Annotated in this window: 18 protein-coding genes; 7 read left to right on the top strand and 11 right to left on the bottom strand. The window is 70.5% G+C overall.

Annotation, left to right across the window (positions count from 1 at the left end; genetic code table 11):
• Positions 1–225 precede the first annotated feature (225 nt).
• Genes AC08OV_RS05855 through AC08OV_RS05840 form a run of 4 tightly spaced genes read left to right on the top strand, consistent with a single transcriptional unit; the run spans position 226 to position 5,518 of the window.
• Positions 226–4,137 carry a nitrate- and nitrite sensing domain-containing protein gene (locus tag AC08OV_RS05855; RefSeq protein ID WP_476619418.1) on the top strand — a complete coding sequence of 1,304 codons (3,912 nt, stop codon included), beginning with the start codon at positions 226–228 and terminating at the stop codon, positions 4,135–4,137.
• Entirely contained in the window at positions 4,134–4,556 is a 423-nt protein-coding gene (locus tag AC08OV_RS05850; protein WP_011435096.1) for a roadblock/LC7 domain-containing protein, read from the top strand. The genes AC08OV_RS05855 and AC08OV_RS05850 overlap by 4 nt, the downstream gene beginning before the upstream one ends.
• A gap of 25 nt (positions 4,557–4,581) precedes the next feature.
• Complete coding sequence (locus AC08OV_RS05845) at positions 4,582–4,941, top strand: DUF742 domain-containing protein (protein WP_476615482.1); 360 nt, start codon at positions 4,582–4,584, stop codon at positions 4,939–4,941.
• Positions 4,922–5,518 carry a GTP-binding protein gene (locus AC08OV_RS05840; RefSeq protein WP_462185733.1) on the top strand — a complete coding sequence of 199 codons (597 nt, stop codon included), beginning with the start codon at positions 4,922–4,924 and terminating at the stop codon, positions 5,516–5,518. Before AC08OV_RS05845 ends, AC08OV_RS05840 begins: the two co-directional genes overlap by 20 nt.
• Positions 5,519–5,577: 59 nt before the next feature.
• On the opposite strand, the gene AC08OV_RS05835 is transcribed toward AC08OV_RS05840, so the two are convergent.
• The 5 genes from AC08OV_RS05835 to guaB form a co-directional block, all read right to left on the bottom strand.
• Positions 5,578–6,939: an ABC transporter substrate-binding protein gene (locus AC08OV_RS05835; RefSeq protein ID WP_476598502.1), complete on the bottom strand. Its 1,362-nt coding sequence runs from the start codon at positions 6,937–6,939 to the stop codon at positions 5,578–5,580.
• A 194-nt stretch (positions 6,940–7,133) separates the two neighbouring features.
• Positions 7,134–7,721 (bottom strand): hypothetical protein, encoded by a 588-nt coding sequence (locus tag AC08OV_RS05830; protein ID WP_476615481.1) that lies wholly within the window; start codon positions 7,719–7,721, stop codon positions 7,134–7,136.
• A 2,536-nt stretch (positions 7,722–10,257) separates the two neighbouring features.
• On the bottom strand, positions 10,258–11,109 hold the full coding sequence (locus tag AC08OV_RS05825; protein ID WP_476619417.1) for a hypothetical protein: 852 nt from the start codon (positions 11,107–11,109) through the stop codon (positions 10,258–10,260).
• 542 nt (positions 11,110–11,651) lie between these two features.
• Entirely contained in the window at positions 11,652–12,782 is a 1,131-nt protein-coding gene (locus AC08OV_RS05820) for a GuaB3 family IMP dehydrogenase-related protein (protein ID WP_476613229.1), read from the bottom strand.
• Positions 12,783–12,964: 182 nt separating this feature from the next.
• The gene (gene guaB, locus AC08OV_RS05815) at positions 12,965–14,566 is read right to left on the bottom strand and encodes an IMP dehydrogenase (protein ID WP_462185727.1); all 1,602 of its coding nucleotides are present in this window, start codon (positions 14,564–14,566) and stop codon (positions 12,965–12,967) included.
• A gap of 397 nt (positions 14,567–14,963) precedes the next feature.
• Here guaB and AC08OV_RS05810 point away from each other — a divergent pair, with 397 nt between their 5' ends.
• Positions 14,964–15,380 carry a DUF5319 domain-containing protein gene (locus tag AC08OV_RS05810; protein WP_462185726.1) on the top strand — a complete coding sequence of 139 codons (417 nt, stop codon included), beginning with the start codon at positions 14,964–14,966 and terminating at the stop codon, positions 15,378–15,380.
• Between the two features lie 408 nt (positions 15,381–15,788).
• The gene (locus AC08OV_RS05805) at positions 15,789–16,121 is read left to right on the top strand and encodes a WhiB family transcriptional regulator (RefSeq protein ID WP_462185725.1); all 333 of its coding nucleotides are present in this window, start codon (positions 15,789–15,791) and stop codon (positions 16,119–16,121) included.
• A 216-nt stretch (positions 16,122–16,337) separates the two neighbouring features.
• Here AC08OV_RS05805 and groL read toward each other — a convergent pair whose 3' ends face one another.
• Both groL and groES read right to left on the bottom strand, forming a co-directional pair.
• Entirely contained in the window at positions 16,338–17,978 is a 1,641-nt protein-coding gene (gene groL / locus AC08OV_RS05800) for a chaperonin GroEL (protein WP_476613228.1), read from the bottom strand.
• A gap of 124 nt (positions 17,979–18,102) precedes the next feature.
• Complete coding sequence (gene groES, locus AC08OV_RS05795; protein ID WP_011435085.1) at positions 18,103–18,408, bottom strand: co-chaperone GroES; 306 nt, start codon at positions 18,406–18,408, stop codon at positions 18,103–18,105.
• Positions 18,409–18,757: 349 nt separating this feature from the next.
• On the opposite strand from groES, the gene AC08OV_RS05790 reads away from it, so the two are divergent.
• Complete coding sequence (locus AC08OV_RS05790) at positions 18,758–19,039, top strand: hypothetical protein (RefSeq protein ID WP_476619416.1); 282 nt, start codon at positions 18,758–18,760, stop codon at positions 19,037–19,039.
• Here AC08OV_RS05790 and rimI read toward each other — a convergent pair.
• The 4 genes from rimI to AC08OV_RS05770 form a co-directional block, all read right to left on the bottom strand.
• Positions 19,017–19,604, bottom strand: coding sequence for a ribosomal protein S18-alanine N-acetyltransferase (gene rimI, locus AC08OV_RS05785; protein WP_462185722.1), 588 nt, complete (start codon positions 19,602–19,604; stop codon positions 19,017–19,019). The genes AC08OV_RS05790 and rimI overlap by 23 nt on opposite strands.
• A complete protein-coding gene (gene tsaB / locus AC08OV_RS05780) occupies positions 19,601–20,365 on the bottom strand; it encodes a tRNA (adenosine(37)-N6)-threonylcarbamoyltransferase complex dimerization subunit type 1 TsaB (protein ID WP_476613225.1) in 765 nt (254 codons plus the stop codon). The genes rimI and tsaB overlap by 4 nt, the downstream gene beginning before the upstream one ends.
• 112 nt (positions 20,366–20,477) lie before the next feature.
• Complete coding sequence (tsaE, locus tag AC08OV_RS05775) at positions 20,478–20,951, bottom strand: tRNA (adenosine(37)-N6)-threonylcarbamoyltransferase complex ATPase subunit type 1 TsaE (RefSeq protein ID WP_476613224.1); 474 nt, start codon at positions 20,949–20,951, stop codon at positions 20,478–20,480.
• A complete protein-coding gene (locus AC08OV_RS05770) occupies positions 20,948–22,189 on the bottom strand; it encodes an alpha/beta fold hydrolase (protein WP_476613223.1) in 1,242 nt (413 codons plus the stop codon). Before AC08OV_RS05770 ends, tsaE begins: the two co-directional genes overlap by 4 nt.
• Positions 22,190–22,301: the final 112 nt, after the last annotated feature.

Here is a 22,301-nt window from a genome sequence, read left to right as displayed (position 1 = left end):
CGATGTCGGGCTTCCCCGGCGGTTACGGTAGTGGTGACTCCGCGCGCAGTAGCGACAACTGACGTGCAGCCACCAAGGCGCTTACGGTGGGCGCCTTTCGGATGCCGACTTCGTACCGCTATGGTGCCTGACAAGGGACATCCGGGCCCGATACCGAGCCATCCTGGTACGACCTGTTCCGGGAGGCTGGCGGAGAGGTTGCGAAGGTACGTGCGCAGACAACCGATGGCCAGCAGCACGGGCATCGCCGCAGACTCGGAGCCGACAGTGGCGCCGGGTTCGCCCGTGGACGCCGAAGACGGCGGGCAGCGCGATGGCCGATTCGCCGCGCCACCGAACCCAGCCGGGTCGGGACTGGCGCGCCTTCACCGCGCCGCCGCCAACCCCACCAACTGGCGGGTACGCACCAAGCTGATCGCGATTCTGGCCGTGCCTGTCATCGCGATCCTCGCCTACTCGTCCATCGAGGCGGGTACGGTGCTGACGAGCACGCGGGACGTCAACCGGATGTCCGACCTGACCGAGATCAGCCGCTCGGCGTCCGGGCTGGTCCACGCCCTGCAGGCCGAGCGCACCTACAGCACCGGATTCATCGCCAGCGGTCCCGTCGGCGCCCGGGACGGGAGCACGATTCCAACCCGCCGGGCGGCGGTCGATGAAGCTTACAAGGCGTACAAGTCAGCTGCCAGCGAGCGGCGAGGATCCTTCGGCAGCGAGGTACGCCGCGCCCTCGACGACATCAGCAGCCGGATGGACACGCTGCCCGCCAAGCGGCAGACGATCGAAAGGCTGATCGACAGGAAGGCGGTCGAGACCGCCTTTCAGCCGATCATCAACTCGCTGATCAACCTGATCCGGCTGATCCCGCAGGGAAATGACGACCAGGAGCTCAACGCCGGGGTCAACACGGCCTACTTCTTGATGTCCGGGACGGAGCTTCTCGCCGAGGAGCAGGCACTTATCCACGGCCTGCTCACCCGCAACGGGAACCATGTCCTCACGGCAGACGACTATCGCGAGTTCCTGTCGGCCGAGACCCAGCGGGGCCGCCAGCGCAACGATCTCGAGAACGTCGCTCTACCGGACCAGCTCGCGGTCTACGAACCGACGGTCGACACCGAGACCAACGGGGACATCCGCAACACCCAGAATTATGTCGAAGAAATTCTGAATGCGCCCATCGGTCAGCCGCTGACCGCGCTGGAAGCCGAGAAATGGGACCAGGCGACCCAGCAGACCATCGACACCGGTACGGAGGCCGTCGACAAGCTCTTGGGCCTCGTCGACGCCCGCATAGGCACCCTGCGGGGCAACATCCAGCGCCACGCGCTGCTGTCCGGTCTACTGATCGTGCTCATCCTGGCCCTCGCCCTGCTCGCCGCACTGGTCGTCGCGCGCTCGCTGGTCCGCCCCCTGCTGGCGCTGCGGACCGCCGCGCTGGACATCGCCGATCACCGGCTTCCCGAGGCCGTCCGTCGGTTGCGCGATTCCACCGAGCTGGACATCGACGACTCGATCGAACCGGTCGGTATCGACACTGACGAGGAGGTCGGCGAAGTCGCGCGGGCTTTCGACGAGGTTCACCGGGAGGCGATCCGGCTGGCCTCCGAACAGGCGTCGCTGCGGAACAACGTCAACGCGATGTTCGTGAACCTCTCCCGGCGCAGTCAGGGACTGGTCGAACGGCAGCTGCGTCTCATCGACGAGCTGGAGAACCGCGAGCAGGATCCGGACCAGTTGTCCAACCTGTTCAAGCTGGATCACCTCGCCACCCGTATGCGGCGGAACAACGAAAGCCTGCTCGTCCTCGCCGGCACGGACACCGCTCGGCGCTGGACACACCCCGTCCCGCTGAACGAGGTCGTACTGGCGGCCATCTCCGAGGTGGAGCAGTACACCAGGGTCAAGCAGACGTCGGCCGCCGCGGTGTCCATCGCCGGCAACGGTGTCAGCGACGTCGTCCACCTGGTCGCCGAGCTCCTCGAGAACGCCACCTCGTACTCGCCGCCGGCCACCAGCGTCCTCGTCACCAGCCGCTCGCTCGGTCCGGGGGCCGGGGCGATGATCGAGATCGAGGACCAGGGCATCGGCATGCCGGCCAAGGAACTCGAACGGGTCAACGACCGACTGGCGAACCCGCCGGTGGTCGACGTGTCGGTGTCACGGACCATGGGCCTGTTCGCGGTCGGTCGGCTGGCCAGCCGCCACGGCATCCACGTCCAGCTGCGTGAGTCCGCCTCCGGAGGTATCACCGCTGTCGTCCGGCTGCCCGCCAAGCTGGTGACCGGGGACGGCGGGGCCGGCACGGGACCGGGCCGGCCCACCGCGCCGACGCTAGGAACCCGCGCCGGCGACGCGCCGGCCATCCCCGGTTCCCCGACCGGACCGCGTGCACCGGAGCGGCCGGAGCGCACCGGCTCGGGAACTCCCGAACCGGTGGGCGGCAGGGTCGCGCCGACGAACGGCACCGGGGCCAACGGGCACCGGACCGCAGGTGAACCCGCCGGACCGGAAAGCCTTTTCGACGGCTCCAGTGGGCCCCGGCGGTTCCCCAGCACCGGGCCGTTCCCGCTCACCGGGCCGCTGGCCGCCGCTCAGCTCGGGTCCGACCGAACGGGTTCGCTGCCCACCGCGGATAATCGCGACTTCGGGCCGGACGACTTCACCCCCGGCCTCGACAGCGGCACCGAGCGCGACAGCGAGACGGATGGCACCAGCGCCGCTCCGCCGACCCTGCCGCACGATCTACTCGGGCGGGGAGGAAACGACGGGGACTACCCGGTCCCGGGAGCCCGGGACCGGGACCGGCCCGGCCCCGGTGGGCAGGACGGTCCCCGTGACCCACGGGAGCTCGACGACCGGGAACTCAACGACCGGGAACTCGACCTCGATGTCCTTCGCGGTCGCGGCGGCACCGCTCCCGGTGGCCGGCTCGACCCGGCCACCGACGCCGAACCGCCCCCCGACGTCGTACCGGACACCCAGACCATCGACCGGCGCGGATTCGGACGACGGGACGATCTGGTCACGGACGAGACGAGACCGGTGTCGTTCGGGGACAACCGCTGGGGGACCAAACCACGTCCCGGCGGCACCACCGGGCCCGGTCGGACCGAGCAGCCCGACACCGCCCCGGCACCGCCCGCCCCGGCACCGCCCGGCCCGAGACCGCCCGGCCAGACCCGGCCCGAGGCCGGTGAGCGGACCCCGTCGGCCGAGGAGCCGACCCCCGGGGCCGGCAGTGTGTTCGCCCGCTCCGAGAACCGGCCCGTTCCGCAGGAACGATCGGAGCCCATGGAGTCCACCGGTCCCCGCGACCGGCCGGCGTCGGCGCTCGGGTCCCGGCGGTTCCGCGATACCGGGGCGACGGAGGCGATCTCCGGCGAGGACACCGGCGAACAGACCACGGCGGACCGGGACACCGACGACATCGAGACGTCGCCGATCTTCGACTCCGTGTCGGCGTGGTTCCAGCGACGTTCGCCGTCCGGTCGGGCGCCCGCCCAGCATTCGACGGCAGCCGCGGCAGCCCACCCCACCGGGCCGGATGCCGGTACGGCGGCGCCACCGGCCCGTTCCCCGGTCCGTCCGGGGCTCGGTGGGGCCTTCGGGCAACGCGGCCCCGCCCGCTCCGGAGTCGATCCGCTCACGGGCACCCGGACACCGGCGCGGGAGGAGCCCGCGGCGGACGCGCCGTCGGCGGCTCCGCCCGTCCCGGCCTTCGCGGCCCAGCATCAGACGGCCCCGCGTCAGACGGCCCCGCACCATCAGACGGCAGGGCAGTACCAGCCAACACAGCACCAGGCAACACAGCACCAGGCAACGCCCCAGCAGACCCCGTCCCGGGAGAACTGGACATCTCCCGGGGACGCCGGCTGGCAGGCGGCCGAGTTGTTGCGTCAACCGAGCACAGGCGGCGTGACGCGGTCGGGCCTACCGGTGCGAGTTCCCATGACCCATCTCGTGCCCGGCAGCGCCGAACCCGCGCCCCGCCGGCGTCCCGCCGACACCTCGGCCAGATCTCCTGAGGCTGTAGGAGGCCGGCTTGCCAGCTTCTACCAGGGCGTACGGCAGGGACGTGATGTCGGAGTCGACACCGCGAGGAATCCTCGACGTGACGCGCAGGAGGAACGGTGACACCCGTGAGTTCTGAAGCCCAGAACCTCAACTGGTTGATCAACAATTTTGTCGATCGAGTCCCGGGTGTCGCCCACACCGTCGTGGTGTCCGCAGACGGCCTGCTACTCGCCGTCTCCGACGGCTTCCCCCGGGATCGCGCCGACCAGCTCGCCGCAGTGGCCTCGGGACTGGTGAGCCTGACCCAGGGCGCCGCCCGCGTCTTCGAGGCGGGCGGCGTCACCCAGACGGTCGTGGAGATGGAGCACGGCTTTCTCTTCATCATGGCAATCAGTGACGGCGCGAGCATGGCAGTGCTCGCGGCACCATCCTGCGACATCGGTCTGGTCGGCTATGAGATGGCACTGCTGGTCAGCCGGGCGAAGGACGTCCTGACCCCGGCGTTGCGCGCCGAGCTGCAGGGAACCCTTCCGCGGTGACCGGACGGCAACACAGGGAGTCAGGGTGAGTATCGATCCCGAGGGCACGCCCGGGCCGGTCGTCCGTCCGTACGCGATGACCGGTGGGCGCACTCGGTCGCGCTATGAACTCGCCATCGAGGCACTCGTCTTCACGACGCCTCTCGGCGAGGAACAAGCGATCGGCCTCAACCTGGAGCAACAGACCATCGCCGCCATGTGCCGGCAGGTGCGATCCATCGCGGAGATCGCCGCTGGCCTCCGGGTGCCCCTCGGGGTGGCCCGCGTGCTGGTAGGCGACATGGCGGACGAAGGCTTCGTCCGCGTCCACCAGCAGCCTGACCGCGACGAGGCACCGGATCTCGCGTTGCTCGAAAGGGTTCTCAGTGGCCTTCGAAAGCTCTGACAACAGGCGGGTCAACTCCGCCGTCGCCACGACCTCGGTGAAGATCGTAGTAGCGGGCGGGTTCGGCGCCGGAAAAACCACATTCGTGGGTTCGGTGTCCGAGATCGTCCCGCTGCGCACCGAGGCCGTCATGACCGAGGCGGGAGCCCACATCGACGACCTCACCCACCTGATGGACAAGACCACCACCACGGTCGCCATGGACTTCGGCCGAGTCTCGCTGGACGAGGATCTGATCCTGTACTTGTTCGGCACCCCCGGGCAGTACCGCTTCTGGTTCATGTGGGACGACATCGTGCGGGGAGCCATCGGTGCGATCGTGCTCGCCGACACCCGCCGACTGGCCGACTGCTTCGCCGCGGTCGACTACTTCGAGCAGCGGCAGTTGCCCTTCGTGATTGGCGTCAACTGCTTCGACGGGATTCTGCGGCACTCGATCGAGGACGTCCGGGAAGCACTGCAGATCAGCCCGGCCGTTCCCGTCATCACCTGCGACGCCCGCAACCGAGACTCCACCAAGAGCGCACTGATCGCGGTGGTCGAGCACACGATGTCGCGGGCAACCGCACGGACCTGAGGTGATCCCGCCCGGGGCGGCCGGTGCCAGTCGCCCCGGGCAAGCGAGCCGACCCGAGCTCAGACGGGCGAGGGAACTTTGCGGAGTTCGGCCTCCAGCGGGACCTTGGTGTTACCCGCATTATTGACGATCTTGAGGTTGAAATCGTTCGCCTGCTGGTTCTGGTTCCACTGACCACCGACGAGGGCGATGCGGGCCACGTTCTTCGGGACGTTGGGCTGAGCTCCGAACGCCACGGGTCCGACGATGGTCTGGGCGTCGACGTCGCGGATGGCCGTGGCGACGGCTTCCCGACTGTCGAGGGAGTCGACGTTGCTCAGCGCCTTGACGGCGACCTCGAACAGGGCGTACGAAAATCCCAGGGTCTGGGTCCACCCCTGACCGCGGGCGCTGGTGAAGTCGTTGGCCAGCTCCAGGGACGTCTTGTTCGTCAGCGAGCTACGGAAGGGATGCGCCGGTGACCACGCCACCTCGGTGGTAAGACCGTCACCACCGGTACCGAGGCCACGCACATCCTCCTGGAAGTAGATCGCCTTGGAGATCGTCAGAGCGTTCGGCGAGTAACCGGAGGCCCTGGTCTCCTTCCGGAAGGTGGCGAAGTCCGCGGCCCGGGACACGCCGACGACGGCCTGCACCCCGTTCTTCTTGAATTCATCGATATAGGTCTTGAATGAGGGCGCCCCGGTTGAGTAGCCGGCTGACATCGGCGATGTCAGCCGGAGGTTGTTGTAGTTGCGGATGGTGGGAATTCCGAAGTCCGGGTCGGCGAACGCGCGGCCGTCGTCGTCGTCCGGATACATGAGCCCCACCTTGGTGATCCCGAGCTGGCTCCACATCGCGACGTAAGTCGCCACCAGGTCCTCCATGCCCCAGAAAAAGTGGTAGGTCCAGCGGAAGGGCATGTCGACGTTGCCGCCCCGGCCATTCCACCAGGCCTGCCACGGGGCGATTGTGGAGATACAGGGAACCTGGTTGATCTCGCACTGGTCCGCGACAGGAATGGCGGTGTCGGAGGTGCCACCGACCAGCACGATGTCGACCTTGTCCTTGAAGATCAGGTCGGTTGTCGCGGTCCCGGCGCCATGGCGGTCCGACTCGGAGTCCCGGACGAAGATCTCGACGGGATAGGTGCGGTTCCCCACCTTCACGCCGTCGGCCAGGATCGTGCGCATCGTCTGCAGCACATACGAGTCGACCACGCTGTAACTGCGGAACGCCCCCGTCCGGGACGTCACATAGCCGAGACGTACCTTGCGCGTCGCGCTAGCCGAGGAGGATGAGCCCCCGCACGCGGCCAACAGCCCGGCGGCCGGTGCCGCGACCGCCGCGGTCCCGGCCCAGCGAAGCAGGCCGCGCCGGTTTACGGCCCGTCGGCCGCTCTCCCGGGGAGCGGGGACGCCCCCGTCCGCACCGCCAGCCACATCCGTCCTGCCAGCGGCGGGACACCGTCCGCCACCCTCACTACGGTCAGACCTGAGCATGGCACCTGATCCTGCCCCACGCCACCCTGAATCCGACAGCCGGGGTCGGAACTCGGCAGATCCCGGGCGACCAGGGGCGCCTTAGATCCGACATATCGGTGTTTCACTTACCGTCAGCATAGGGATGGATCTTCTCAGTTCACCCCGCAGTATCGGTGCGGCGCACTGCCACTCGCGGTGAGTTCCAGCGTGCCCTGCGCCTTGTCGCGGATTCCGGCCCCGGGCTTGGCGATGTGCACCCCGGAAAGATCCTTCAGTGGCCCGCCGGTGAACTTCACGTTGCCGATCACATTCCCGCCGTCATTACCGGCCACCGGCGTGATCGTGTACTGACCGGCGGTGCCGCCCCAACTGTAGGCACCGGCGGTCCATTCGACCACGAGCACACCGACGACATTGTCGGACAGCTTCAGGGGATTCGTCCCGGTAACAAGCCGGCATTCCCAGCTGCCATCAATCATCGCCTTGCCATTGATCGCGTCCGGGCTGGTCGTGGTGGGCGTCGGCGAGCCGATGGGGGGAGCCGGCGAAACCGACGGCGCGCTCTTGCCGTCGCCATCGCCGCGCAGGAGTGCATAGCCGCCAACCGCGAGCAACGCGAGGACCAACGCAACGGCCAAAGGACCGATCCAACCCTGATGAAGCCAGGCGAGGCGATCCTCGCCGGAGAGGTCCTCGTCGTCCGGCTCATCCCGGGCATCCCCCGGTTCCCGCAGCCCCACCGCGCGGGCATCACGCCCGGAGGCCCGCCGCCCAGGCCCGGAATGGCCGCCGGCCCCGGCGCCCTCCTCATACCGGCCAGCATGCCCACGGCTCCTGGCGCCGGTTCCGCCCGCGCGACCGGCCCGGTCCGCGGTGCCACGCCGGCGCTCGCCGCCGTTCGCCGCACCCCGCTCACCCGATCGCGTCGATCCGGATGACCGGATGGGCTGAGGAGCCGAGACCGGTTGGAGATTGTTGGTGTCGGTCACCGGATTCGGGGTGCGACGGCGGTCGGCAGGCACACTGCGACCACTCGGTTTGCGCACCGACCGGGAGGGCTGCCAGCCACTGTCGTCATCCGGCGCGGGGCCGGCACCTCTGGCCTTTCCCGATCCCCGCCGGGGCACCAGGGACGTCCTCTCCGAGGGAGACTCGGGTCGGCGCCCCACCGGCGGCAACGGAGTTCCGACCAGGCCACGCGCACCGGTCCCGGCCGGCGGCGCGGAGGCGTCTGGCCGATACAGCGGACGAGCGGTCGTCATCGTCTCCTCGACCCGAGGTACAGCCAGGTCGGCGGGCCGACCGCTGGCCCGCGACGCATCGGCGCCGGCCTCGGGAGCCGCCCGCCGCTCCGGGGCCGCGAGCGCCCGGTCGCGGTCCGGAGCGGGCAGCCCGTTCTGGCCGGGCAGCCGGTCAGTCGGACCGGCCAACGAGTCCCTCGGTCCAGATGCCCGATTCGCCGGCATCCGCCAGTCGCTCTCCGTCGCAGTCTCCACCCACGATCGTCGCCGGGCCACCGGGAGCGGTCCGGAGAGCGGGTCCTCACGGCCGGGGACCAGTCCGGCGATCCCGTTGGGCCCGTTGGGCGGGAGAGGACGGACGACGTCTTCGGTGCCGGACAGGGGAGTCCGCCAGCCTGCGAGATCCGCTCCGCCGTCGCGGGGGTCCCGCGGACGATCCTGGCGGGAGCGCAGACGGTCCTGGCGGGAGTGTGGGGGCAGTCCCCCGGAACCGCCGTTGCCCCCGGAACCGCCGTTCGGGCCCCTTCTTCCCGGAGCCGGGTCCCTGCCGGGACGACTCGACGCCGATCCCGGCAGATAGGCTGCCACGCCCCCGAATCCGCGGGGCGGAGTTGATGAGGTCGCGCCCGGACCGGCGGATCCACCGCCACCAGGACGGACCCCGCCGGCCTCCCGGTTCAGGGGGCCCGGGCCCGCTGCGGGCGCGCCCACACCGGGCAGTTGAACGCGGGGCGAGCTGTGCCCGTTCCAAGGATCCGTCGAAGAGTATGCGGTTCGGGGCCCGGCATCGGGCGGCGGCGCGGCGGCGGTCACGCCAAAGCTCCCGGGCACCACCGGGAAGGCCGGGCCGGTGACCCGGCTCGGGGTGCCCGACTGGCCCGGAGCTCTCCTGAGGTCCGCCGACGATGTGGGAACAGCCCGGGACGGTGGCGCGGGAACCGGTCGGGCGGAGATCGGAAACCCGCCGGTGAACGGGTCTGCGGAAGCGCCACCCCCCGATCTCGTCCCGGAGGTGGTCCCCGCCGCCCCGCCGGCCCGTGGGGAACGGCCCATGCGCACCGGTCCCGACGGCGGACCGGTCGGGACCGGATAGGCCTCTCGACCGGGCCCGCCCACCTGCAGGTCGGCCGGCCTCGCAGCCGTCCTGGACGCCGCGGGCGGTGGCGGGGACGCCGAGGGGAGGTAGGACGTCGGCCGGGACGCGGCCGGTGGCGGACCGGCGGAAACCCGAGGACCCCTGGGAACAGGAGGAACAGGAGGAGCCACCGGAGCGGCGGGTGACACCGCCGGGGTAGACGGGCCAGCGGGAAGGGGGGGGGTCACCGAGATGCCCGGCGGGCGTCCACCGGCGGGTCCCGGCGCCGGACCGTCCCAGGTGGTGGTCACGTCGAAGGGATCGGCGGGACGCGCACCGCCGCCTGCCGGCGGCATGGCCGGTCCCGGTCCCGGCGCCGGCTCACGCCGGGGCCAGGGAGTCGAATCCCAGGACGTGGGCGCGGGCTCACGGGAGACAGGACGGGCTGCCTGCTCGCCCACCCGCTCCACCGCGAAGAAATCGTCGTCACGACGGGAGGCAGCCGGGCGCCCCGTGGCACCGTCGCGGTCGGTGTCGTAGGTCGTCACAGAACTGTCACCCGCCTCCGGGCGCGGGCGCCGGACGTCGGCGACGTTATCCCGGATTCAGGCATCATGGCCACTGAACCGCTGTATTTGATCATAGGGCGGCATCTCCTGCCCCCCTGGTCAGCACGATGCGGGCAGTCATCGTGTGGACGTGCGTCGGGTAAATGTGTGATCTGGCCACGCCACCGGGTCCCCCGCCCGGGCGGACGAATGCACGTGGAGCAGCCTCGCTCCGGGAGGAGCGGTCTCGGGATGCGTCCCGGAGAACCGCACCGCCATGACCGCCCGTTGATACGTGAAGGACGTCTTATCACATCGCCGACGAAAAAGCAATAGCACTCTTGTCCGTCGTCCCGCAGCCTATCTAGGCATGTGATAATAGTTCTGTCAACCCACTGTACACCGGTAATCGTCATCGTTTGTCACGGCAGGCGGCATAGATCTCCCGCACGATGCGCTGCGACGACTCGGACTGGACGTTGTCGCTGAACCGCTGGTACTCCTCCTGGGTGTAGTCGGCTTCCAGCTTCTCCAGCGTGCAGGTGCAATAGCCTTCGTTACCGTTGCTGACGTCGAGGCACGAGCTGAGATATGCCTGACGGACCTCCGGGGAGTAACGGCCCTTCCCCACCGCGGCCGGCCCGGCCGCGGTCCCGGAGCCCGATCCACCGCCGCCGAGGGCGAGGAATCCGATGACGCCGAGCCCGAGGCAGACGAGAACGACGGCGGCGCCGATCAGCAGCGGCGGACGGTCGCGCACGTGCTGGACGAGCGCGGTGACCCGTGCCGGCAGCCCGCCGGCCTCGGCACGCCGGGCCGCCGCCCCGCGCCGAGCCGTCGCCCCGCGCCGGGAGGTGGGCCCGGACGGTGCCCATCCACTGTCGTGCTCGTCGAACGACCCGGCATACGGCTCCGGCCCGCCGTCCGGATCGCCGTCCCACCGCGGTGTGCCGTCCGCCGCACCACCGGTGGACGGGGCGTACGTCGCCGCCATGCCCCCGACACGCCGGATCTCGCCAGTCGAATCGCCGCCGCCCCAGGTCGTCTGCGCTGCGGCCGGCCCTGCGGCCGGCCCTGCGGGCGCAGCCACCGGATCGACGGGATCCGCCGCACCCGCGCAGCGGGCCGGACCGGTCAGATCGCCCCACTCCGACGGCCCGCGCGGTGCAATGACGTCCGCGGCCGGTTCCCCCCACCGGCCGCGCTGGCCGGTGGGGCCGTAGGGTGCCAGCCCCTGTGTGTCCGGCTCTGATGGCGTGGCCACCGGGCCGCCCATGGGACGGGGTGAATCGGTGAGCGCCCCGCCCCAGCTCGGCGGTGCCGGAGCCGCTTCCACGGCACCGGGCCCGGAATCGGGCGACAAGCCGGCAGCGCCGGGCCGCCCACCGAACGAACCGCCCTGCGCTCCTACATCGGACCCGGCCCGACCGGATCCAGGCTCCCCGACCGGACCGGCACCGAAGGCGGGCCCACCGGGATGGTTACCGAATCGCGCCAAGGCCGACGGACCGGCCGGCGGCGCTGCCGATGACGGCTGCCAGGTCTGGGCGGCCTCGTCCCAGACATAGGCACCGTCATCGCTGACCCAACGGCCGTGCTCGTCGAGAAGCATCTGTCGTCCTTCATGCCGGAGACGGACCGCTTCCAGGGTGCCATGTCGGGTAAGAGCCCGGATCGACCGGGTACCGCCGGTGGTTGGCACACCACGGGCACGCCCGTCGGGCTCGCGCACCAGCGAGCGATACCTCACGCGACGGCTACCGCCTCGCAGGACGCCCGACGACCACGCATGACGTGCATCGTCGGTCACGGACTGGCAGTCACCATGATCTCCGCCTTCTGGAACTCCTTCAAAGTTGCGTATCCCGTCGTCGCCATTGCCGTGCGCAGGCCGCCGGCCAGGTTGAGGACACCGGTTCTGGTCGCCGTGCCCGGACCGGTCACGATCTGCGCGAGCATCCCGGTCGGGGCCACCGGCGACCAGCGTCCCCGCGGCAGGTCGGAGTGCAGCACGTCCATCGGCCAGACCCCGCCCTGGCCCGGGGCCTCCTCTGCGGCCGCGAGCGCCGCGTCCACCATGACCGCGTCCGCGCCGCAGGCCACCGCCTTCGCGACGTCACCGCCAGTCCGAAGGTCACCATGCGCGACGACGTGGACGTAGCGGCCGCCCGACTCGTCGAGATAACGCATGCGCGCACCGGCCGCGTCCGCGATGGCGGTGGCGAGCGGCACGCCGACCCCGAGCTCGTCCCGGGTACGGTCACCGAAGCCGGACCCGACGCCCACGATGACACCGGCCGCCCCGGTGCGCATGAGGTGCAATGCGGTGGAGAACGACGCGCACCCGCCGACCAGCACCGGGATGTCCAGCTGCCCGATGAACCGTTTGAGGTTGAGCGGCTCACTGCGGCGGGACTGATGCTCCGCCGAAACCGCCGTACCGTGGATGACGAGCAGATCGATCCCGGCGGCCAGTACGTGCGGGCACAGGGCCTTGACCTTCTGCGGGCGCAGCGCCGCGGCCACGACCACCCCAGCGTCCCGAAGCTCGGTGAGACGCTGCGCGATCAGCCCCGGCTGGACCGGCGCGGAGTACAACGCGCGCAGCCGATCGGTTGCCGCGTCCGGGCCCTGGGCGGCCCCGATCTTGCTGAGCTCGGCGATGTGGTTCTCCGGCTCCTCGTACCGAGTCCACAGCCCCTCGATGTGCAGAACACCGAGACCACCGAGCCGGCCGAGCGCGATCGCCGACGCGGGTGAGGTCACCGCGTCGGCCGGAGCGGCCACGAGCGGCAGGTCGAACCGGTAGGCGTCGATCTCCCAGGCGAGCGAGACGTCCGCCGGGTCACGGGTCCGACGGGATGGAATGATGCCGACGGCGTCGAGACCATACGCGATCCGCGCGCTCTTGCCGATGCCGATCTCGATCTCTGCCACTGCTGGCGCCTCCTGATTGGGCCGGCAGGCTCGTGCCGACCGGAAAACCGACGTATCTGCTCCACGACTGACCGAACATCCCGGTGACCAGGTGACCAGGTGACCGCGCACAAGACGCGACGGCCGTCACCGGCCTGGGGACGGCCCGGCGACGGCCTGGTCGGTCGCGCGGCGCGACGGCGTCAGCGCGCGGAGTTGTAGTTCGGCGCCTCGACGGTCATCTGGATGTCGTGGGGGTGACTCTCGATCAGCCCCGCCGAGGTAATACGGATCAACTGCGCCTCATCCTGCATCCGCCGGATGGTGGGCGAGCCGGTGTAGCCCATCGCCGCCCGCAGACCGCCGACCAGCTGATGGGCCACGGCCGCCAGTGGACCCCGGTAGGGCACCTGGCCCTCGACGCCCTCGGGAACCAGTTTGTCATCGGAGAGCACGTCGTCCTGGAAGTACCGATCCTTCGAGTACGACCGCGCGCTGCCGCGGCTACGCATGGCGCCGAGCGAGCCCATGCCCCGGTAAGCCTTGTACTGCTTGCCGTTGATGAAGATCAACTCTCCTGGGCTCTCGTCGACACCGGCCAGCAGGCTGCCCAGCATGACCGTGTCGGCGCCGACGGCGATGGCCTTCGCGATGTCACCCGAGTACTGCAGGCCGCCGTCTCCGATCACCGGCACACCGTGCTCCCGGGCGACGCGCGATGCCTCGTAGATGGCCGTGACCTGGGGGACGCCGACGCCGCTCACCACCCGGGTGGTACAGATCGAGCCGGGCCCGACCCCGACCTTGATGGCGTCCGCCCCGGCCGCGATCAGCGCCGCCGCACCGGCCCCGGTCGCCACGTTGCCACCGATCACGTCGAGCGGCCGGCCGTCCACCCCGGTCGGCATGTCGGTCTTGATCCGGCGCACCACGTCGGGCACGGCTCGATGATGCCCGTGCGCGGTGTCCACGACGAGGAAGTCGACCCCGGCGGCGACGAGGACCTGGGCGCGCTTGTAGGCGTCCTCCCCCACACCGACGGCGGCGCCGACCATCAGCCGGCCATCGGTGTCCTTGGTGGCGTGCGGGTACTGCTCCCGCTTGGTGAAGTCCTTGACTGTGATCAGACCGCGCAGCCGGTCACGCTCGTCCACGATCGGCAGCTTCTCGACCTTGTGGCGGCGGAGCAGGGCGAGCGCGTCCTCCGGCGAGACGCCCACCGGTGCGGTGATCAGCGGCATCGGGGTCATGACGTCCTGCACTCGACGCGAGTAGTCCCGCTCGAAGCGGATGTCCCGGTTCGTCACAATGCCGACCAGCCGGCCGTCGGATTCCGTCACCGGGACACCCGAGATCCGGTACCTCGCCATGAGGACGTTCGCGTCCTCCAAGGTGGCGTCGGGCCCGCAGGTCACCGGTGCGGTGATCATCCCGGACTCGGAACGCTTCACCATGTCGACCTGCTGCGCCTGCTCGTCGATCGAGAGGTTGCGGTGCAGTACCCCGACCCCGCCCTGGCGCGCCATCGCGATGGCCATACGGGCCTCGGTCACCGTGTCCATGGCCGACGACACCAACGGCACGGCGAGATCGATGCTCCGCGACAGGCGGGTCGTCGTGTCCGCCTCCGCCGGTACCAGGTCGGAGGCGGCCGGAAGCAGCAGCACGTCGTCGAAGGTCAGCCCGAGCATCGCCAGCTTCGGCGGTACCGCGGCGGCATCGGCCCCCAGCAGGTCGGGACGCGCGCCGACGTGGGTGCCCACCCCGGCCGGCAACGTGAAATCGGTGGCGAGGGGACCGTTCATGGCACCTTCCATTCCGCGTTGACCGAGGCCGCGGACCCAGACCGACGCCGCGGCACGAGCCCCGCCCGCCGTCCTGGAGCGACGGGTCGCGCGCAACGGCGGAAAAGTATACCTACTACCAGAACCGGGCTACCAGAACCGGGCACCGAGCGGCGGCACAGACTCCATCGTAGAGGTCACCGGCACATATCGGCGGTTCCGGCGTGACCGACATCGCCCGTGACCGACATCGCCATGGATGACATTTCTCTATACCACAGCGCCGCCCACCGGGCCTGATCGGGACCCGCGCGCCCAGCAGAACAGCGGACCGACCGCGACGGACTATGTCCAGAGCGCCGCACATCGGTGCCGAGACTCCGGATCGGGACCACTAAGCAGTCCGGGCAAGCGTAGCGTGGTCGTCGTGAGCGACGAGCCTGTCGACCCCTTCGCGGGCGACCCCGAGGATCCGGCTGCCGAGCTCGCGCGCCTCGACTCCGTTGACGACCTCGACCTGCTCGAACCGCTGTCCTTGCACGAGCGGGAGGAAGTCCTCGCCGAGCTGGGAGACCTCGACGTCTTCCGCACGCTGCTCGAGCCGCGCGGCTACCGCGGCCTTGTCGTCGACTGCGAGGGCTGCGCCGAGCCCCACTTCTTCGACTGGGACCTGCTGGCTGGCAACCTGCGCAACCTTCTCAACGAGGGGCGGACGAGAGTCCACGAGCCGGCGTTCGCGCCGGACCCGTCGTGCTACGTCAGCTGGGATTACGCCCGCGGCTTCGCCGACGGGATCTACGAGGCATCCGCCGCCTCGGAGGCGGACTCGCGCTGAGGCGGCCTCGCGTCGCCGCCTGACCGGACACCCGGCCGGGGTGGATGCTGCGCGCCGACGGAGCGCGGCCGGCGGTGGCCACGCTAATTCCCGCTCAGGCCGTGTGACCAGCCGACCACCGGGGTAGGCGTTCGACCGTCAACAAAAGTTCCGCCGGACCTGCGGATCCGGCGCGGTCGGTCAGCCATGACGGAACACGGCGCCGGCCGGAAGTCCCGCGGCCGACTCGGACCCTGATCCGCCTGAGATCCCTGGACATCCAGGGACTTCCCGACCGTGCAACGGCCGGGCGGAACGACCCGTGACGCGGGCTCACCCGGGTGAAATTTCAAGATCACTCAGAGGGTGACCCGGTACTACGGTGAAGTGGCGGCGCTTGCCGCTCAGGTCGAAAGGGGGCTCAGATCGATGACCGACGTCCGACGACTTCCAGGCCCCGGCGCGGAGAAGTGGGAATGGCAGCTGCACGGGGCGTGCCGTGGTGAGAGCACGGAGCTCTTCTTCCACCCGGAGGGCGAACGGGGGCCGGCCAGAGCCGCCCGTGAGGCCGCGGCCAAGGCGGTCTGCGCCCGCTGCCCAGTCATCCGCGCCTGCGGTGAGTACGCGCTGACCGCCCGGGAGCCCTATGGCGTATGGGGCGGGCTGAGCGAGTCCGAACGGGATGCGATCCTCACCGGCCGCTCCCGGCGGGGGGCCACGAGACGCACCCCGGCCCGGCCCGGACTCGCACCGGCCTGCTGAGAGAGGGCGGCCAGGGGCCGATAGGCGGACGGGTCGGGATATCCGGTCCTGATCTCCTGGACCACCCACGACGGGTGAGCGACCCGACAGCGACCCGACGCGGCGGCGGCCCAACGCGCCGGAGCCCGGTCGATCATCAAGGACCGACCGGGCTCCGGACGTACCGGGGCCCGGGGGCCGGGCCGCACCCGGCGGGGCCCCACGACGCCGATCCGGTCAGAAACCCGGGCCCTGCGGGTGACTGTGCCCGTGCCCGTGGCCGCGGCCGTCCTGGGGAGCGGGCTCCGCCGGCTTCTCGACGACCAGGCCCTCGGTGGTGATGAGCAGAGCCGCGATCGAGGCGGCGTTCGCCACCGCCGACCGGGTGACCTTGACCGGGTCGACGACGCCGGCCGCGATCAGATCGGTGTACTCGCCGGTGGCCGCGTTGTACCCACGACCCGGCTCGAGCTCCTTGACCTTGGAGACGATGACCGCGCCCTCCAGACCAGCGTTGCGCGCGATCCACGACAGCGGGGCGTCGAGCGCGGAGCGCACGATCCGTACCCCGGCGAGCTCGTCCCCGGTACGGCCAAGCCCGTCGTCGAGCACGGACGCCACGTGGGTGAGCGCGGAACCGCCGCCGGCGATGATGCCCTCCTCGATGGCCGCGCGGGTGGCCGACACGGCGTCCTCGAGGCGGTGCTTCTTCTCCTTGAGCTCCACCTCGGTGGCGGCGCCGACGCGGATGACCGCGACCCCACCGGCGAGCTTGGCCAACCGCTCCTGCAGCTTCTCGCGGTCCCAGTCGGAGTCGCTGACCTCGATCTCCTGCTTGAGCTGACGCACCCGATCTGCGATCGAGGAGGCCTCGCCAGCCCCGTCGACGATGGTGGTGTTGTCCTTGTCCACCGTGACCCGCCGGGCCCGGCCCAGGTCGGCCAACGTCACCGCATCGAGGGAGAGACCGACCTCCGAGGCCACCACCTGGCCGCCGGTGAGCACGGCAATGTCCTGCAGCAGCGCCTTGCGGCGGTCCCCGAACCCGGGAGCCTTGACCGCGACGACCTGGAAGGTCTTGCGGATCGAGTTCACCACCAGGGTGGACAGGGCCTCGCCCTCGACCTCCTCGGCGATGATCAGCAGCGGCTTGCGCTCCTGGACGACCTGCTCCAGCACGGGCAGGATTTCGTTCAGCGCCGAGATCTTGCCCGGGTAGAGCAGGACGTAGGCGTCCTCAAGCACGGCCTCCTGGGCCTCGGCGTCCGTGACGAAGTACGGCGAGATGTAGCCCTTGTCGAACTGCATGCCCTCGGTCAGTTCAAGATCCAGTCCGAGGGTCTGGCTCTCCTCGACCGTGATGACGCCATCCTTGCCGATCTTGTCGATCGCCTCGGCGATCAGTTCCCCGACCTGCGAGTCCTGAGCGGAGATGGCGGCGACCTGGGCGATGGTCTCCTTCGAGTTGACCTCGATGGCCTGCTTCAGCAGGGCCGCGGAGACGGCCTCGACGGCGGCCTCGATGCCCAGCTTCAGCGCCAGTGGGGCGGCCCCCGCGGTCACCTGCTTGAGACCGAAGCGCACCATTTCCTGGGCCAGCACGGTCGCCGTCGTGGTGCCGTCGCCAGCCACGTCGTTGGTCTTGGTGGCGACTTCCTTCGCGAGCTGGGCGCCCAGGTTCTCGTAGGGGTCCTCCAGCTCGATCTCGCGCGCGATCGTCACCCCGTCATTGGTGATCGTCGCGACGCCGTAGTGCTTGTCGATGACGACGTTGCGACCACGCGGGCCGATCGTCACCTTGACCGCGTTGGCCAGGGCGTTCACCCCGTGCTCGAGCGCGCGGCGGGCGTCCTCGTTGAACGTCAGAATCTTCGACATACCTGGTTGTCCTCCCGACACCGAATACCGGTGGAAAACAGCAGGGGCGCGCCCCGCCGGCGGGCCCGGCGGGAACCGGGCGGCCGCCAGCGGGACGCGCCCCTTGGTGCTACCGGCGAGCGGCCTACTTCTCGATGATCGCGAGAACGTCGCGAGCGGAGAGCACGAGGTACTCCTCGCCCGAGTACTTGACCTCGGTGCCGCCGTACTTGCTGTAGAGCACCACGTCGCCGACCTTGACGTCGAGCGGGACGCGCTTGCCGTCCTCGAACCGACCCGGGCCGACCGCGAGAACGATGCCCTCCTGGGGCTTCTCCTTCGCCGTGTCCGGAATCACGATCCCGGACGCGGTGGTCTGCTCCGCGTCGGAGGGCTGCACGACGATACGGTCCTCGAGAGGCTTGATAGCAACCTTGGTGGCGGTCGTCACGATCGACCTCCCCCTTCCTGCGCTGGATGAGAGAGCGACCCTGGCGGCCTGCCGTCGCGGGTGAACAGGCGCCTGTTGTCGCTGGCACTCTCACGTGCCGAGTGCCAACTTAGCACCCGCGCCGCAGACGTCAACCAAGACGGTCGGATCTGACAAGACGGCGGGAATTCAGGTCGTCCCGAGCCGGCCCCTGGCCAAGACCCGGCCCCCTTCGCGGCGGCCCGCTCCCACCGGTCGGCGCCCGGCGCCACGAGGCCACATGAGCACATGAGCACATGAGCACATGAGCACATGAGCACATGAGCACATGAGCACATGAGCACACGGGGACATGGGGCACCATGAGGACATGATCTGGATGTGGGAGGCCAAGGCTGCGGCCGGCCGGGCGGGTGGCCTGCGGGACTGGGCGATCGATGCGCTTGCGGAGCGCGACGGCGAGGTCTACGTCAGCAGCCAACGGGGCGAGGATCTCGTCGTCATCATGCTGCGGACGCCGCCCGATGCGGGCACGTCCGCGCAGACTACCGGGGACACCCGCTGCCCGCTGCCGGAGCCACCGGCCGAGCTGACGAACGGCGATCCGCGTGCCTGGCGGTTCGAACAGGTCAGGGCTCGGCCCGAGAGGTGATGAGCAACGTCGCCTCGACGCGGTCGAGCAGCTCCGCGTAACCAATGGTGTCGATCTTCCGGACCCGCATCACGTAGGCATCTCCGCCGGAAGGCTGGTAGTAACCGCGACGCAGCCCAATGTCGACAAAACCGAGCCGGCTGTAGAGGGCGCGGGCCGCCTGGTTGTCGGTGCGGACCTCCAGCCCGCAGCTGCGGGCACCCGCCCGCCGGGCGTCACGCAGCAGGGCGATCATCAGACGGGCGCCCACCCCCCGCCCGCGCATCCGGGGCACAACGCCGATCGTCTGGATGTAGGCGCCGTCCTCGGCGAGCGCCAGCCCCGCATAACCGACGATCGCGGACGTGTCGTGCGTCGGGACGCCCTGTGGACGCCACAGCGCCGTCAGGTACCGTCGCTGCTCGCCCTGCGCGAGTTCGGACCAGAACAGCTCGGCCGTCCACGGATCGATGTCGAATACCGTCTGCTCCAGCTCGGCGACCATCGCCACGTGCCACCAGCGCATTGGAACGAGGAGCAGATCCGGCCCATCCGGACCGGTAGGGTGTGATCGCGGCTGCGTCAAACCGTGACCGGCTTCGGTGTGTGCGGTTCGGTCGCGTCCGGCCGCCGCAGGTAGAGCGGGACGAGGGGCTGGGGAGCGCGCCCGGCCAGCACGTCGGCCCCGGCGAGACCGACGAGCAGCTCTGGCCGGGGATAGCCGTCGTCCGGCTGGCCTGCGCCGGGCGCGGGCGCCTCCCCGGCCGTGGTACCGGCCGCGGCCGCGGCGAGTTCGGCGAAGATCTCCGGGTAGAGCACCGTTCCCGGGCCGACGACGCGGTCGACACCGAGGCCGCGCAGGAACCGGACGACGTCGGCCGGACGGCCAACGGCCGGATCGCCGACCCGCACCCCGTCGCGGTAACAGGCCCAGAAGACCTCGCGCCGACGGGCATCCGTCACGACGGCGACGGAGCCGCCGGTGGCGGCACCGATGGCATCCAGTGAGCACACCCCGTGCACCGGCACGCCCAGTGCGTCGGCGAAGGCGGCGGCGGTCACCATCCCGACCCGCAGACTGGTGAACGGCCCGGGACCGGCGCCCACAACCACGGCGTCGAGATCGGTGGGGCGGGCACCCCCCTCGGCGAGCACCGCGCGCATCGACGACGCCAGCAACTCCCCGTGGCGGCGGGCGTCAACGGTGACCATGACCGCTCGCGGCCACACGTGCACCCCGAGCGCGGCGCGCTCGCCACCCGTCCCACTCACCGGCCGCGCGGGGTCGGACGACGTCAGCTCGGCAAGCGCGACCGAGCACGCTGCCGTGGATGTGTCAAGAGCCATCACCAGCACTCGTCCAGACTACGGATCGCCTCGCCGACCACGGCGGGCACCCGCCCCACCACCACGATGCCACCGATGTCACGCCGCGCGCGGCGGGTCGATGCGGGGAGTCTCAACTCACCGGCGCACGTGCGCGCAGCCGTTCGATCCAGCTGGCCCCGGACGGGACGAGGCGGACTATCCGCGTCTCCCCGACCTCGTCGGCACGTGGCCGGGAGATCATGATCTCCAGATGATCCTGCGTGAGACGTTCCACGAGACCGACGCCCCACTCGACCACGGTGACCGAGGTGTCGACGTCGGCGTCGAGGTCGAGATCGTCGACCTCGGCGACCCCACCGAGCCGGTAGGCGTCCACGTGCACGAGGGGAATCCGCCCGTCCGGGTAGATCCGGGCCAGCACGAACGTCGGCGAGGTGACCGTTTCCCGCACGCCCAGCCCGGCCGCGATCCCCTGGGCCAGGACCGTCTTGCCCGCGCCAAGCGGGCCGGAGAGCACGAGCAGGTCCCCGGGTCGCAGCAGGGTGGCCAACCAGGCCCCGAACTCCCGCATGCGCTCCGCCGTGGACACCTCGACCGTGTTCATGTGCCTTCCGTCGTCGCCTCGCTCCGGGGCCCGCGTGGGGAAACGGAGAATGTCTCGGCCCGTGCCGACCGACCGGCCCGTGCCGACCCCGACCGACCGGTCCGTCCCGACCGACCGGTCTGTGCCGGCGCCGACCGGTCGGCCCGTGCCGACCGCGGGCGCGGCATGGCGCGTGGCACCATCGCCTGCCGTGCCATCTCCCGGATGGCGGCGTTCACCACGTCCGGGCGTTCCAACATGATGGCGTGCCCGGCGCCCTCCTCGACGATGAGCTCCGCCCGGGGCAACACCTCCGCCAGGGTGCGGCTGTGGGCAAGCGGGGTCATCAGGTCGGCGTCCCCGACGATGAGCACGGTCGGGATCTCCGCCAGCCGCTCGGCCGCCACGAGCCGATCGTGGTCGAGCAGGGTGGGCAGGAACGCCGCGATGACCGGGATCGGGGTGTCCGCGACCATGGTCTCCAGGAAGGAGACCACCGACGGCGGTAGTTCGGTCGATCCGAACCCGATGCGCCGCGTCAGCTCCCACGACAGGTCGCTGCCCCGCCGCCGGGCACGTTCGAGCAGGCTCGGCGCGTGCCGCATACCGACCGCGAAACCCGGCAGAACGCGGCGCACCACCCCGGTCACCGACGCCGGCAGCCCGAAGGTCAGCCGGGCCAGCTCACCGGCGCTGGTGGCGAGCAGGGCCACCCCGACGATGCGGTCATCGAACAGTTCCGGGTGGGTGTCGGCCAGACCCAGCACCGTCATGCCGCCCATCGAATGGCCCACCAGGATGATCGGCCCCCGGGGGACCCGCTCGGTGATCACTCGGAAGAGGTCGTCGGCGAGTACGTCGATGGTGCAGTTCTTGACCTCGGACGGCCCGGAACGCCCATGCGCCCGCTGATCATAGAAGACCATCCGGCCGAGGTCCGTGAGCGCCCGCTGCTGCAGGATCCAGGAATCGGCCGTGACGCAGAACCCGTGGACGAACACCAGCGTCACCGGGGCGTCCGACGGGCCGATCTCCTCGATGTACAGCGGAACACCGTCCCCCGCGATCACGGTGGTGACCCAACCCCTGATCGGCTCGATCCGCGCGTCGGACGCGAGATCGGCCATCCCACGCCGACGGCGGATCATCCGCCGCTCGGCGACCAGGCCCGCCGCGACGGCAGCGGCACCGACCACCCCGAGCGACCCCGTGGCCCGAGCCGAGCGGGAACCCGCGATCGCACCCACGGTCTTCGCCATCGGCGCCACCTCTCCTCGGTGCCTCTTCTGCACCGATGATGCACCCGGCCACGCCGGCCGACGGGCCCCCCGGCCGGGACGTGGGGGGCGTCAGCCGGGGCCTGGGGAGCGT

The sequence above is a fragment of the Frankia sp. CeTa3Moorea genome (assembly GCF_978021225.1).
The sequence above is the reverse complement of the archived record's forward strand: the minus strand, read 5'-3'. Positions and strand labels throughout refer to the sequence as shown.